The organism is Agromyces sp. Y558, from assembly GCF_059445415.1.
Window position 1 is genome coordinate 106255 of record NZ_JCAIUH010000004.1, and the last position, 13665, is coordinate 119919.

The following is a 13665-nucleotide window of genomic DNA, read 5'->3' on the forward strand; positions in this document are numbered from 1 at the left end:
ACTACGACGAGCCATGGCTTCCTCACGCCGAGGCATATGAGGGCGCCGCTACAGAAGCTGAATTAGCAGATCTGGAACAGGCCTGCCCCCGGCTACCCGAAACGCTGTGGGACTAGGGAAGAACTCGGTATGAAAACCTCGAAGAGGGGCGCCCTATAGCCGATCCGCATGCGGACGTCAGATGGTCGACCGGCATTCGTGATGCACGCCAAGGCGTGCGCAGAAACTGCTCGGCCGTTTGTAGAGCGATGTCGTCTGCGTCGACGAAGGCTTCCGCGTCGTTGCCGGCCGGGAGTCGCAAGTCGCCAGCGATGACAAAGGGTGCGAGGAAAGTCTTCGCTGACGTTCTGGTTGAACCACCGCAGGCGCAGGACCGCGAGACCGAGTCTGAGATCGCGACGACCGAGTAAACGAGCACGAACAAGAAGGCAGGATGGCTGCACTGATGATCTTCTATTGAGCGTCGCCGCGCAACGCGACGGTGCTCGCACGACCAGCCCGACCTTCCGTTGCAGGCACGACCTTGGTCGGATGCACCCGAATCCCCTCGTAGCGGAAGATGCCTCGTCGAGAGAGAGGCCTTTGCCTATTCCGCCGTGAACCCCTCGAAGCGGATGCCCCACGAAACCTGCCACTCGTCGCCGGGATCGAGCCAGCGCAGGCCCCGGCCGGAGTTGAACGCCTCGGCCGGCGCCGTCATCGGCTCGACAGCGATCGCGACGTCTCCGTCTTCGCCGGGGAACTCGCGCGAGGTGTACACCTGCACGTAGTCGAACTCGTCGTCGGCCCAGATCGAGACGCTGCGGCCGTCGGGCGCGGTGAGCGTGTGCAGCACCTGGCCGTCTTCGCTCGCGAGCTCGCCGAAGGCGTCGTCGAGGGAGACATCGCCGACCCTGCGGCCCTCACGGAAGTCCCACTCGGTGCCGTCGACGGGCACCTCGCCCGTGGGCAGCAGTCGGTCATCGACCTCGATGTGACTCGCCGCGTCGAGGCGCAGGGTGAGGTCAGCTGTCGGCACGCCGCCGATCTTCAGGTAGGGGTGGGTGCCGATCGCGACGGGCGCGGGGTCGGCGCCGAGGTTCTCGACGAAGTGCGTGACGCGCAGGCCGTCGGCCACGAGCTCGTAGTGCACGGCAGTGCCGAGCAGGAACGGATAGCCGAGCTGCGGATACACCGTCGCCGCGAGGGTCACGGAGTCGCGCTCACGGGAGATCGGCTTGTACTCGGTGTAGCGCAGCAGGCCGTGGATGGCGTTGGCCCGCGCCGGCTCGGTGATCGCGAGCTGGTGCTCGACGCCTTCGTGGCTCCACCGCCCGTCGCGAATGCGGTTCGGCCACGGCACGAGAACGATGCCGGCGCCCATGGGCGGCGCCTGGTCTTCTGGGAACGACGGCACGAGATCGATGCCGTTGATGCTGAGGGTGCGGAGGCCTGCTGCGACGGCGGTGATCGTCGCACGGATGTCCCCGCTCGACGTCGACGTCTCGAGGGCGAATTGCTCGCCCGTGGGAAGGGTCATGGATCCACTCTAGAGTCTCGTGCGAAGTGCACCGCGAGCCCCGCGTCCTCGAGCTCGGCGACGATCGGCCGCGGCGCCGCGGCATCCGTGACGAGCGCGTCGAAGGCATCGATGAGAGCGACCCTGCCGAGATGGACCTCGCCGAGCTTCGTCGCGTCGGCGACGACGACCGAGCGCGCAGCGGCTCTCATCATGAGCGCCTTCACCGCCGCCTCGGGCAGGTTCGCGTTGGTCACGCCATGCACGGGGTCGACGCCGTTGCAGCCGATGAAGGCCAGATCCACGTGCACCTCATCGAGCATCGAGCCCGCGAGCGGGTGCACGAGCGAGTGCTGCTTCGGCCGCAGCGTGCCGCCGGTGACGACGACCGTGAAGCGCGGGATCTCGGCCTCGAGCTCGAGCGCGATCGAGAGCCCGTTCGTGAAGACGACGACGTCGTCGAGCTCGGCACGCGCGCGCAAGGCGCGGGCGACCTGCAGCGTCGTCGTTCCGACATCGAGGATGATGCTCTGCCCGCTCTTGACGAGTGAAGCCGCGAGCTCGCCGATGAGCCGCTTCGGAACCACGGATGCCTCGAGCGCCTCTTCGAAGCTCGGTTCTCGTTCGGGGCGCTCGGTCGCAAGCGGCGAGGAGACCGGCACGGCCCCGCCGTGCACGCGCCGGATGCCGCCCTGACGTTCGAGCGCGTCGAGGTCGGCGCGCGCGGTGACGGTGGTGACGCCGAATGCGGTGCTGAGCTCGGCGACGCGCACGAAACCGCGCTCGGCGACGAGGGCGAGGGCGAGCTCCCGCCGCCGCAGCACGTCGGGCTGCCCGCTCGCGCGCGCGGTTGCATCGGTCATAAGGGAATCATGCGGCGTACCGGCCTACTTTGCAATACGAAACCGAGTTGTTTGCGAAACGAAAGAAGCGTAGGGTGTGCCGCGTGACCGACTCGAACGACGTCGCCGAAGCGGCATCCGCCCCGCTCGTCGACCCCCGCATCGCTGTGACCACGACCCGGTTGGCCGATGGGCGCGAACTCATCTACTTCGATGACGCCGACTCGACGCTGCCGCCCGGGCGCGGCGTCGACGAGCGGGTGCTCGACCCCCGCCCGGCGAACGCCGAGATGCGACAGGACCCGCTGACCGGCGAGTGGATCTCGATCGCCGCAGCCCGCCAGAACCGCGTCTTCCTGCCGCCCGCCGACCTCGACCCGCTCGCGCCGCAACGACCGGACAACCCCTCGGAGATTCCGAGCAACTACGACGTCGCCGTCTTCGAGAACCGGTCGCCGTCATTCGGGCCGGCGCTCGGCGAAGCGGATGCCTCGAATACCGACGCCCTCGCCGAGCTCCGGCGCGTCGGACTCGAGCGCACGCACCCCTCGATCGGCCGCTGCGAGGTCGTCTGCTTCAGCCCCGAGCACGAGGGATCGTTCGGCACGCAGACGCTCTCCCGCGCGCGCACCGTGATCGAAGCGTGGGCACAGCGCACCGCAGCCCTGTCGTCGCTGCCGGGCGTGCAGCAGGTGTTCCCGTTCGAGAACCGCGGGCGCGAGATCGGCGTGACGCTCGGTCATCCCCACGGCCAGATCTATTCGTACCCCTACGTGACGCCGCGCACCGAGCGACTGCTCGCCTCGATCGACGCCTACGGGCCCACGCTCTTCGCCGACCTGCTCGAACGCGAACGGAGCGGACCGCGAGTCATACTCGCCGGCGAGCACTGGACCGCCTTCGTGCCGTTCGCCGCCCGGTGGCCGATCGAGGTGCACCTCCTCCCCCACCGCCAGGTGCCCGATCTCGCCGAGACGAGCCTCGCCGAACGCGACGAACTCGCGTCGATCTACCTGCGGCTGCTGCGCGGAATCGACCTGCTCTACGACACACCCACGCCGTACATCGCCGCGTGGCACCAAGCGCCGGTGCACGAACGACGTGACGACGTGCGACTCATGCTGCAACTGACGAGTCCGCGGCGAGCCGCTGACCGGCTCAAGTACCTCGCCGGGTCGGAAGCGGCGATGGGAGCATGGATCGGGGACGTCCCCCCGGAAGCCCAGGCAGAGGCGCTGCGCGCCGCAATCGGAAAGGCCGAAGTATGAGCGAGGCGGCACACGGGTTCGCAGAGTGGTTCGGCCGGAGCCCCGCGGGCGTCTGGTCGGCGCCCGGCCGAGTCAACCTCATCGGCGAGCACACCGACTACAACGACGGATTCGTCTTCCCCTTCGCGATCGACCGGCGCACCGCCGTCGCCCTCGGCGACCGCGACGACCGGGTCATCCGCGTCGCCTCGACATTCTCGCCTGAGGCCGTCACCATCCACCTCGACGAGCTGACTCCAGACGCCGTCACCGGCTGGGCCGCATACCCGCTCGGCGTCGCATGGGCACTCGGCGAATTCGGCGCCGACCTCGAACATGTGCGGGGCGTCGACCTCTATGTGGCTTCCGACGTGCCGATCGGCGCGGGCCTGTCGTCATCGGCCGCGATCGAATGCGCCGTCGCGCTCGCGCTCGACGAGCACTGGGGCCTCGGCTTCGACCGGCCCACGCTCGCGAAGGTGGGCCGCCTCGCCGAGAACCGGGCGGTCGGCGCACCGACGGGCATCATGGACCAGTCTGCATCGCTGCTGGGTGAAGCCGACGCCGGAGTCTTCCTCGACTGCCGCAGCCTCGATGCCGACGTCATCCCGCTCGGCTTCGATGCCGACGGCCTGTCGGTGCTCGTGATCGACACGCGAGTCGCGCACGAGCACTCCTCGGGCGGGTACGCCGCCCGCCGGGCGTCGTGCGAGGCCGGGGCTCGGGCGCTCGGGGTCGACTCGCTCAGGGACATCCGACCCGCCGACCTCGAACGGGCTGCCGAGCTGCTCGACGAAGAGACCTTCCGCCGCGTGCGTCACGTCGTCACCGAGAACCAGCGCGTGCTCGACACCGTGCGCACTCTCCGCGAGCACGGGCCCGGCGCGATCGGGCCGTTCCTCGACGCCTCCCACGTCTCGATGCGCGACGACTTCGAGATCTCGGTACCCGAACTCGACCTCGCCGTCGCGACCGCGCAGGCCACCGGAGCGATCGGCGCTCGGATGACCGGTGGCGGTTTCGGCGGCGCGGCGATCGCGCTCATGGTCGACGCCCTCGTGCCGGTCGTGACGCGCGAGGTACTCGCGGCGTTCGCCGAACAGGGCTACCGCGAGCCGTCGGTGTTCACCGTGCACGCCGCGCAGGGTGCACGACGCGACGCCTGACCGCTCGAGGATCGCGCCGGGCACCGGTGCACTGCCTCACGGTCGGTCGTGGTCGCCGGGCAGTCATGTTGCCGGTCGAGCATACTCGCGCATGGTGTGCAGTGCGGCGGTCAGCCCCCGCAGTGGCATCCGCACTCGGCGACGCAGCTGCGGCTTCCCCAGCACAGGTCGGGGCATTCGCACTTCATCTCGATCAGCACCGCAGCTTTCAGCGCCGAGCCTCGCAATCGCACGTTGAGTCGCGTTCGCTCGAACGCCTCGAGCGTGCGTCGCGTCGGCTGGTCGTCGATCGGATGGACAGCCGACGTGGACCGCCGCCGATCACGTTCGGCGCGCTGGTGGTACCACGCCGTACGCCTCACCTCGTCGCGGTGCGCCGTGAGCCACGCGGATCTCGGGCGGTCGGCCACTGTCCTGACATCCAGATGCGCGGGCAGCCGCCGACCTGCGCGATCGCGAATCGTGTCGGCCTCGATCGGTCGAACCTCGGCGCCGTCGCCGTCGATCACGGCGATGCGCATGCCCGCGACGCCCAGAATGCGCTCCAGCAGTTCGAGATCGACACCGGACCGCGACGCCTCGATCCGTGCGATCTGCGACTGATCGCGCCCGACCGCCGCAGCGAGCTCCCGTTGACTCAGGTCGCGGGCGCGTCGAACTCGCATCACCATGCCCGCGACATCCATTCCCGATCGCGTGTCGGGCACTCTCTGTTCGCCTGCAGATTCGCGATGAGATTGGCGATCAGATTGGAGATCACCAACGTTCTGGCGACCTTCAGTCGGTTCTCCGTTCATGCATGCGCCTCCTCGGAAGGAGCATGGCAAACCCCACCGACATCGACACCAGACCAACGTCGCCGGCGCTTGACCCTCCCGGACCCGCAGGCACTCTCCGGCGACCGCCGCACTCCACCATCACCAACGGCCCCGAAGTGCTCGTCGGATCAGACCGGTCGGGTCTCCAACGTTCACGTGTTGATGCGTGTGGCGCATCAAAACGCGGCCAGGCGCAGTACGTTCACGCGCTGATGCACTCCACGCATCAACACTCAGCCACCCCCACCACGTTCACGTGTTGATGCGTGTGACGCATCAACACCTGAACCGGCTGCGCCGGAGACGCCGCGCTCGCGATGCTCGTGCACCGCGGCGAGCGACAGAACCGAACGGAACCCACCGAAACCGGAGCAGACCGGAACACGCCAAGCTCGCACAACCGAAGGGCGCGGCCGTCGGTATCGAGGCGGGACTGGGGAGGAGGTGGCGGCGGCGGCGAGCAAGGACGTTACGCCGCGCCCGTTTCCGCCGCACCCTTCTTCGCCGCACCCGTCTCCGCCGCACCCGTCTTCTCCGCAGACTCGACCGCTGGAGGCTCGACCGCGCTCGGTGTGCCGCCCGTGATGCGTACCAGTTCGTCGAACGACGTCGGGAACACGGTCTTCGCGTGCCCCGCGGCGGCCCAGACGACCGAGAATTCAGCGAGCTGCACATCGACGATCGTGCGCACCGGCGCGGGATGGCCGATCGGGGCGACCCCGCCGATCACCTGACCGGTCGCCTCCTTCACCGTCTCCTTCGCGGCACGACGGATGACGCCGCCCAACTGTCGCCCGAGCCATTCGGTGTCGACTCGGTGCGATCCAGAAGTCAGCACGAGGATCGGCGCGTCGTCGATCGTGAAGACGAGCGAATTCGCGATCTGACCGACGTCGACGCCGAGCGCATCGGCGGCGAGCTGAGCCGTGGTGACGGCATCGTCGAACCAGACGATCTCGGGGGCGAGGCCGTGCCCGGCGAGGGCTTCGGAGACACGGTCGACAGCGGGGTGCGCAGGTGACGGCATGCGGATGATCCTAGCGACGAGGCCGAGCGGCGGCACATCGATGGAGGGGGGCGCGAGACATCCGTTCGCGGGCACATGAAAGCCGGATGAAAGCGCCCCGCGGCAAGCTCGTATGCACAGTGACGGGACTGTCACGACGGATGGGGCACCGATGGGGATCAGGATGCAGTGGGCGGCGGCGATCGTCGCGGGCGCGATGACGTTTGGGGCGTCGCCTGTGCCGGACGAGCACATGTTCGACGACCCATGCGCGACGACTGGGATCACGACCTGCGAGGCGCTCGCGTACGATGCCGGCGAGCGGCTGAACGCGCGGACGACGACGGCGGGGCGGGATGATGACGACGCATTCGATGTCACGGCCGAGATCCGGAACACGAACGCTCGCGAGGGCGTCGCCTACACGGCGGAACTCAACGCCGGCACGAACCAGCTCGTGGTGCACGATCGATCCGACGACGGGCATGAGGCCCGGGCGGAGGTGGTCGTCGCCGGCACGCACCGCAATCGCTTCGCCAGCCCCGCCACCGATCGAGTGCTCGCGATCGAACTGAGTGAGCACCTCGACGGCCGTGCCGTCGCGATCCGCGTCTGCATCGAACATCATGAGTGTTCGCCATGGGCCCTCGGCACGATGTGACGAGCCAGCGCGATTGACAACCGCCCGCGAGTTTGCCCGGACCGCCACCGGCACGTCACCTCTATGCCATAGTGTGCGAGCGTGAACCAACCCGTCCTCGCCCGTCGGCTCGGATTGGGCGACGCCGTCTCGATCGGGCTCGCGGCGATGATCGGTGCCGGCGTCTTCGCCGCGTTCGCGCCCGCCGCAGAGGCCGCGGGCGCGGGCCTCATGATCGGCTTGGCGATCGCGGCGTTCGTCGCCCTCGCCAACGCGGGTTCGATCGCGCAGCTCGCCGCCCGGTACCCGGAGTCGGGCGGTGCGTACCGCTACGGCCGAGAACGGCTCGGCGAGTGGCCCGGATTCCTCGCCGGGTGGAGCTTCGTGATCGGGAAGACCGCGAGCTGCGCAGCGATGGCCATCACCTTCGCCGCTTACCTCGCGCCTCTGGAGTGGCAGCGTCCACTCGCGGTGCTCGCCGTGATCGCGATCGCCGCCCTGAACCTGCGCGGCATCACCCGCACCGCCCGGGCGGCGACCGTCATCGTCATCGCCGTGCTCGCCGTGCTCGTGCTCGTCATCACAGCCGGTGCGGCCGCGTCCTTCAACGGCACGGGTGCGATCACGAGCCAGCCGTTGGTGTTCGACTCCGAGTCGCTCGACCACGGCTCGTTCGGCATCTTGCAATCGGCCGGACTGCTCTTCTTCGCGTTCGCGGGGTACGCGCGCATCGCGACGCTCGGTGAAGAAGTGCGGGAACCCGCGCGCACCATTCCCCGGGCGATCGGCATCGCGCTCGGCATCGCCGTGGTCGTGTACGCCGCCGTCGGGGCGGTGGCTCTCGGCGCTCTCGGGGCCGACGGGCTCGCGGCATCCGTCGTCCCGCTCGTCGACGTCGTCGAGGCCGCGGGCTGGCAGTGGGCGGCCCCGATCGTGCGCATCGGAGCCGCCGTCGCCGCGCTCGGGGCGCTGCTCGCACTCATCGCGGCCGTCGGTCGCACTGCCCTCGCAATGGCGCGCGACGACGAGCTGCCGCGGGCGCTCGCCAGGGTGCATCCGCGTTTCCAGGTGCCGCACATCGCCGAGATCGCCGTCGCGCTCGTCGTCATCGTGCTCGTCGCCACCGTCGACCTCCGCGGGGCGATCGGGTTCTCCTCGTTCGGCGTGCTGCTCTACTACTTCGTCGCGAACACCGCGGCGCTCACGCAGCCGAGACAGGAACGACGGGTACCGCGGACCCTCTCAGTCGCGGGCGCGATCGGATGCCTCGTGCTCGTCGCGACCCTGCCGCTCGTCTCGATCGTGGCGGGCGTCGCCGTGCTCGCCGTCGGCGCTGCGTACCGGCTCATCGTGCGAGGTGCGCGAGGTGCGCGATCGCGCCGGAGCGGGTCGCCCGATCGCCGCGCGTAGGCTGACGGCATGACTGCAGACCCCTCGGCTCGCATCCTGACCATCGCCGGGGTGCCGGCACCCGTGCTCCACGAGACCGCCTTCGTGGCCGCCGGCGCAGTCATCGTCGGCGATGTGCGGCTCGCCGCCGGTTCGAGCGTCTGGTACAACGCGGTGCTCCGCGCCGAGGCCGAACCGATCATCCTCGGCGAAGACGCGAACCTGCAGGACACGGTCGTCTGCCACGTCGATGCGGGCTACCCGCTCACCATCGGACGCGGGGTCTCGGTCGGCCACGGCGCGGTGCTCCACGGCTGCACCGTCGAAGACGACTGTCTCATCGGCATGAGCGCGACCGTGCTCAACGGCGCCGTGATCGGCGCCGGATCCCTCGTCGCTGCCGGCGCCGTCGTACTCGAGGGCACGGTCGTGCCGCCGGGTTCACTCGTCGCCGGGGTACCCGCAAAGGTGCGCCGCGAACTCAGCGAGACGGAACGCGCGGGCATCAAGCGCAACGCCGCGGCGTACCTCCGCCATGTCGAGGCGCACTCCGCTCCCGTGGACTGAACGCTCGGCGCCCCGAAGGGATTCACGCCTCGGCATCTGGTTCACGCCTCGACGGGGCCGGTCCGGAACTCGATGACGCGCCGCCGCACCTTGCGCACACGACGCACCACCCACCGCGCCGGAATCGCGACGAGCATCGACAGGGCACCCACGATCGAACGATCGTGCTCACCGAGCATGCGCTTGCGCTCGAAAGCTCGACGCAGCGCACCGCCGGTCAGGTGCGCCCGATCACGCGCCTCGAGCACTGCCGTCGAACTGACCGTCACGAGACCCGTGGCACGGGCCAGCTGCGTCGACATCGGGCCGTCCTCAACGACGAGGTTCGGCGGCAGCGTGCCGCCGAACTCGCGTCGCACCTCGGGGTCGGCAAGGAGATCGGCGTAGTCGAACGCCTCGGCGTGCGTCTGCGCCTCGCCTCGGCGCGCCCGCACCTGCACCACCACGCGACGCGAGGGGCGTCGCCTGGCGGCATCGGAGAGCCAACCGAGCAACCGCACCCGATCCTCGCGCTCGGCGGGCACCTTCGCCTGCGCCGCGAAGACGAGGTCGGTCCGGGATTCGTCGGCCGCGACATCCGCCAGCGCCTCATCGGGGAGGAACGGGAGCGTCGCCAGGCCGAACTCGACCGCGACGCCGAGACTCTCGGCGTTCGCGCGGAACTCGCGCACCTCACGGCGGCTGTGCAGCACGATGAGATCGACCTGCTCGCGGTAGACGATCGCCTTCGGCCCGGCGGGGATCGTCAGTCCGGGGAGGCCGCGAACGCGCCGTCGACGGGCGCTCCGGCGAGAGTGACACGTGCTATGGGCGCGAAGCTCCGCGCGCAAGACGGCCGCCCAGTGCACGCGTGGTAGAACACCGGGCGACCGGGAGGTCGACTACCGGTGCAGGCGCTGCTCCGCGGCCTTCACGACGTTCGCGAGCAGCATTGCGCGGGTCATCGGCCCGACACCGCCGGGGTTCGGCGAGAGGTGACCGGCGACGCCGGCAACCGCCGGGTCGACGTCGCCCGTGAGCTTGCCCTTGCCGGTGTCCTCGTCTTGCACGCGCGTGATGCCGACGTCGAGCACAGCCGCGCCGGGCTTCACCCAGTCGGCCTTCACGAGATGCGGCACCCCGACCGCCGCCACGACGATGTCGGCGCGGCGCACCTCGGCCGCCAGGTCTTGCGTGCGCGAGTGCGTGAGCGTGACCGTCGCGTCGATCCCCTTGCGGGTGAAGAGCAGTCCGAGCGGGCGCCCGACCGTCAGGCCGCGGCCGATCACCGTCACGTGCTGGCCCCGGATCGGCACGTCGTAGCGCCGCAGCATCTCGACGATGCCGGCGGGCGTGCACGGCAGGGGCGAGTGAAGCTCCCCCTCGATGCCGAGCACAAGCCGGCCGAGGTTCGTGGGGTGCAGCCCGTCGGCGTCTTTGTCGGGGTCGATGAGCTCGAGCATCGCGTTCTCGTCGTGCCCCGCAGGCAGTGGCAGCTGCACGATGTAGCCGGTGACGCCGGATGCCGCGTTGAGGTCGCGAATCGCGGCGCGCACGTCGGCAGTGGTCGCCGAGGCCGGCAGATCGACCCTGATGGAATCGATGCCGACTTCGGCGCAGTCGCGGTGCTTGCCCGCGACGTACGACCGCGATCCCGGGTCGTCGCCCACGAGGAGCGTACCGAGCCCGGGTACGACGCCGTGCGCTTTCAACTGCTGGATGCGGGAGGCGAGTTCGGACTTGACGGCCGTCGCGGTGGCGACGCCGTCGAGGGTGATCGCGGTCATTCGTCTCTCTCTTTCATTCACCTCACCTTTTTCAGGAGATTTCGGGCGACACGCCGGTGTCGGCGGGCCGAACACGGCGTGTCGCGCCCGAAACTCCTGAGAAAAGTGGGGAAGGCGGCGAGCTACTGTGCGAGGCCCGGGTACAGCGGGAACGCCGCTGTGAGGGCTTCGACACGGGAGCGGAGGGTCGCGACATCCGCTTCGCCCTGCAGTGCGAGCGCGATGAGGTCGGCGACCTCCGTGAACTCGGTGTCGCCGAAGCCGCGGGTGGCGAGCGCGGGCGTGCCGATGCGCAGGCCCGAGGTGACCATCGGCGGGCGCGGGTCGAAGGGCACCGCGTTGCGGTTGACCGTGATGAGCGCCGCGTGCAGGAGGTCTTCGGCCTGCTGACCGTCGATCTTCGAGTTGCGGAGGTCGGCGAGCACGAGGTGCACGTCGGTGCCGCCGGTGAGCACGTCGATGCCCGCTGCGCGCGAGTCGTCGGCGGTCAGGCGAGCTGCGAGGATCTGCGCGCCGCGGATCGTGCGCTCCTGGCGGTCCTTGAATTCCTCGGATGCCGCGATCTTGAACGCCGTGGCCTTCGCCGCGATGACGTGCATCAGCGGGCCGCCCTGCTGACCCGGGAACACGTTCGAGTTGAGCTTCTTCGCGAGTTCCATGTCGCGCGCGACGATGAAGCCCGAGCGCGGGCCGCCGATCGTCTTGTGCACCGTCGAGGAGACGACGTCGGCGTACGGTACCGGGCTCGGGTGCAGGCCCGCGGCCACGAGGCCGGCGAAGTGCGCCATGTCGACCCAGAGCTTCGCGCCGACCTCGTCGGCGATCGCGCGGAACGCGGCGAAGTCGAGGTGGCGCGGGTAGGCGGACCATCCGGCGATGATGACCTGCGGCTTGTGCTCGAGGGCCTTGTCGCGCACGACGTTCATGTCGACGAGGAATGTCTCGGGGTCGACGCCGTACGAGACGGCGTTGTAGAGCTTGCCCGAGAAGTTGAGCTTCATGCCGTGCGTGAGGTGGCCGCCGTGCGCGAGCTCGAGGCCGAGGATGGTGTCGCCTGGAGTGGCGATCGCAGAGAGCACGGCCGCGTTGGCGGTCGCACCGGAGTGCGGCTGCACGTTCGCGTACTCGGCGCCGAAGAGCGACTTCGCACGGGCGATCGCGAGCTCTTCTGCGACGTCGACGTACTCGCAGCCGCCGTAGTAGCGGCGACCGGGATACCCCTCGGCGTACTTGTTCGTGAGCACGGAGCCCTGGGACTGCAGCACGGAGACGGGAACGAAGTTCTCGCTCGCGATCATCTCGAGGTAGTTGCGCTGGCGACCGAGCTCGAGCTCGAGAACCTCGGCGATCTCAGGGTCGACTTCGGACAGGGGGGCGTTGAAAACAGACTCGGCCAAGACTGGCTCCTTCATGACAAACGGACCTATTTGGGTGCTGCCTCGCGCGCGCCAGCGCCGAGGTATGCGTACCGGCCCAGGCGTTCGGTCGGTCCGTGCCAGTCGCTCCCCGATGGTATCCATCTCAACGCCAGTCGCGACGTTGGAAGCTTAGCAATGGATGCGCCGCGCCGAGGAATTCAGCGCGACATGATCCACGTCGACACGAGCCACCACGCGATCACGCCGATGACGCCGATGACGCTCGCCCAGCGGATGCCGCCCCGCAGACGCCGTCCGCCCGGGGCGATGACGGGTGCGGCGGGCGTCGCGAACAGCTGCGCCGCCTGCGGCGCGGGAGCAGCGGATGCCTCGGGCGCGGCGGCGACTGCGCGCTCGTCGGCATATCGCTGCGTGCGCGAGAGCACCTTTGTGCCGACGGCGTCGGCGACACGGAGCGCGCGACCCCATGCCGCGGAGTCGAGCGGGTCGATGGGGTTCGGGGAGTAGCAGAGCAGCCAGCCGTCGATGAGCTCGACATCCCACTCGCCGGCCTCGTCGATCAGCACGGCCATGAGATCGGGCGTGAAGATGTAGAGCGCGTCCCGTTCGTACTCATGCGGGGCGTAGAGAGTGAAGTGGCGGTCGAAGTCGCCCTCGAGGCTCAGCACCTGGCTGCGCTCGAACGCCGCAGGCAGACCGCTGCCGAACATCCCGTTGTTGGCGCGGGCGTCGAGCAGCATGTGCGGCACCGGGCGGTCGAGGGCCACGGCGATATACCCCCACCGCGAGGTGCGCTCGTTCTTCTCGCTCCCGGTCGTGTACTCGTACGATCCGAGATCGACGAATCGACCGCGAGCGGACTGCAGCCGGTCGTAGGTCGCCCGGTTGCGACCCCGCCCGAACACGACGCCGGGATAGTTCGGATTCGCGGTGCGAATCGCGTAGCCGAAACCGTTCGCCGCGGCGAAGCCGTCGAGCCGGAACCAGCGATGCCACTTGCTGCCGCGCCGCACCCGTCGCACGATGGCGTTGATGCCGACGGCGAGGGCGACGATCACGAACACCGGCGCGATCAACAGCACGATCGGCAGGTCATCACCCGAGCTCGCGGCGGAGAAGTACAGGCCGCCGAAGACGATGCCGAGAATCGTGAAGACGACGACCACCAGGATCACGGAGAAGACGACGGCGATCGCCGACGTGCCTGCCGTCGCATACGGCGACCCGGGCGCTTTCGCGGTCTGCCGGAACGCCTGCAGCGCAACAGGTTCGATGGGGGCTTCGAGCGCGCTGAAGTCGACCTGGTCGACCGAAACCGGGAGCGCTGGCAGAGTGGTCGTCATTCGT

13 protein-coding genes and 1 riboswitch are annotated in these 13665 nt (G+C 69.3%); of the genes, 5 read left to right on the forward strand and 8 right to left on the reverse strand.

Annotated elements, in window-relative coordinates; translation table 11 throughout:
- Positions 1-586: 586 nt before the first annotated feature.
- Together AC1C2T_RS18040 and AC1C2T_RS18045 are read right to left on the reverse strand one after the other, a co-directional pair.
- Entirely contained in the window at positions 587-1519 is a 933-nt protein-coding gene (locus tag AC1C2T_RS18040; RefSeq protein WP_495386203.1) for an aldose 1-epimerase family protein, read from the reverse strand.
- Positions 1516-2361 (reverse strand): DeoR/GlpR family DNA-binding transcription regulator, encoded by an 846-nt coding sequence (locus AC1C2T_RS18045; protein WP_495386204.1) that lies wholly within the window; start codon positions 2359-2361, stop codon positions 1516-1518. The genes AC1C2T_RS18040 and AC1C2T_RS18045 overlap by 4 nt, the downstream gene beginning before the upstream one ends.
- Before the next feature lie 140 nt (positions 2362-2501).
- Between AC1C2T_RS18045 and galT the strand changes: the two genes are divergently transcribed.
- Positions 2502-3608, forward strand: coding sequence for a galactose-1-phosphate uridylyltransferase (gene galT, locus AC1C2T_RS18050; RefSeq protein ID WP_495386359.1), 1107 nt, complete (start codon positions 2502-2504; stop codon positions 3606-3608).
- Positions 3605-4753, forward strand: coding sequence for a galactokinase (galK, locus tag AC1C2T_RS18055; protein ID WP_495386205.1), 1149 nt, complete (start codon positions 3605-3607; stop codon positions 4751-4753). Before galT ends, galK begins: the two co-directional genes overlap by 4 nt.
- 110 nt (positions 4754-4863) lie before the next feature.
- On the opposite strand, the gene AC1C2T_RS18060 is transcribed toward galK, so the two are convergent.
- A complete protein-coding gene (locus tag AC1C2T_RS18060) occupies positions 4864-5550 on the reverse strand; it encodes a helix-turn-helix domain-containing protein (RefSeq protein ID WP_495386206.1) in 687 nt (228 codons plus the stop codon).
- A gap of 490 nt (positions 5551-6040) precedes the next feature.
- A complete protein-coding gene (locus tag AC1C2T_RS18065; RefSeq protein ID WP_495386207.1) occupies positions 6041-6598 on the reverse strand; it encodes a YbaK/EbsC family protein in 558 nt (185 codons plus the stop codon).
- 151 nt (positions 6599-6749) lie between these two features.
- Between AC1C2T_RS18065 and AC1C2T_RS18070 the strand changes: the two genes are divergently transcribed.
- From AC1C2T_RS18070 to AC1C2T_RS18080, 3 genes are all read left to right on the forward strand, one after another.
- The gene (locus tag AC1C2T_RS18070; protein WP_495386208.1) at positions 6750-7238 is read left to right on the forward strand and encodes a hypothetical protein; all 489 of its coding nucleotides are present in this window, start codon (positions 6750-6752) and stop codon (positions 7236-7238) included.
- An 81-nt stretch (positions 7239-7319) separates the two neighbouring features.
- Entirely contained in the window at positions 7320-8627 is a 1308-nt protein-coding gene (locus AC1C2T_RS18075) for an APC family permease (RefSeq protein WP_495386209.1), read from the forward strand.
- 9 nt (positions 8628-8636) lie between these two features.
- A complete protein-coding gene (locus AC1C2T_RS18080; protein ID WP_495386210.1) occupies positions 8637-9173 on the forward strand; it encodes a gamma carbonic anhydrase family protein in 537 nt (178 codons plus the stop codon).
- A gap of 41 nt (positions 9174-9214) precedes the next feature.
- Here the strand turns inward: AC1C2T_RS18080 and AC1C2T_RS18085 are convergent, their stop codons facing one another.
- The 4 genes from AC1C2T_RS18085 to AC1C2T_RS18100 form a co-directional block, all read right to left on the reverse strand.
- Positions 9215-10003 (reverse strand): DUF6716 putative glycosyltransferase, encoded by a 789-nt coding sequence (locus AC1C2T_RS18085; protein ID WP_495386211.1) that lies wholly within the window; start codon positions 10001-10003, stop codon positions 9215-9217.
- 51 nt (positions 10004-10054) lie between these two features.
- Positions 10055-10939: a bifunctional methylenetetrahydrofolate dehydrogenase/methenyltetrahydrofolate cyclohydrolase gene (locus tag AC1C2T_RS18090; protein WP_495362869.1), complete on the reverse strand. Its 885-nt coding sequence runs from the start codon at positions 10937-10939 to the stop codon at positions 10055-10057.
- A 122-nt stretch (positions 10940-11061) separates the two neighbouring features.
- The gene (gene glyA / locus AC1C2T_RS18095) at positions 11062-12336 is read right to left on the reverse strand and encodes a serine hydroxymethyltransferase (protein ID WP_495386212.1); all 1275 of its coding nucleotides are present in this window, start codon (positions 12334-12336) and stop codon (positions 11062-11064) included.
- A gap of 67 nt (positions 12337-12403) precedes the next feature.
- A riboswitch (ZMP/ZTP riboswitch) is annotated at positions 12404-12484 on the reverse strand.
- A gap of 31 nt (positions 12485-12515) precedes the next feature.
- Positions 12516-13661, reverse strand: coding sequence for a hypothetical protein (locus AC1C2T_RS18100; protein WP_495386213.1), 1146 nt, complete (start codon positions 13659-13661; stop codon positions 12516-12518).
- Positions 13662-13665 lie beyond the last annotated feature (4 nt).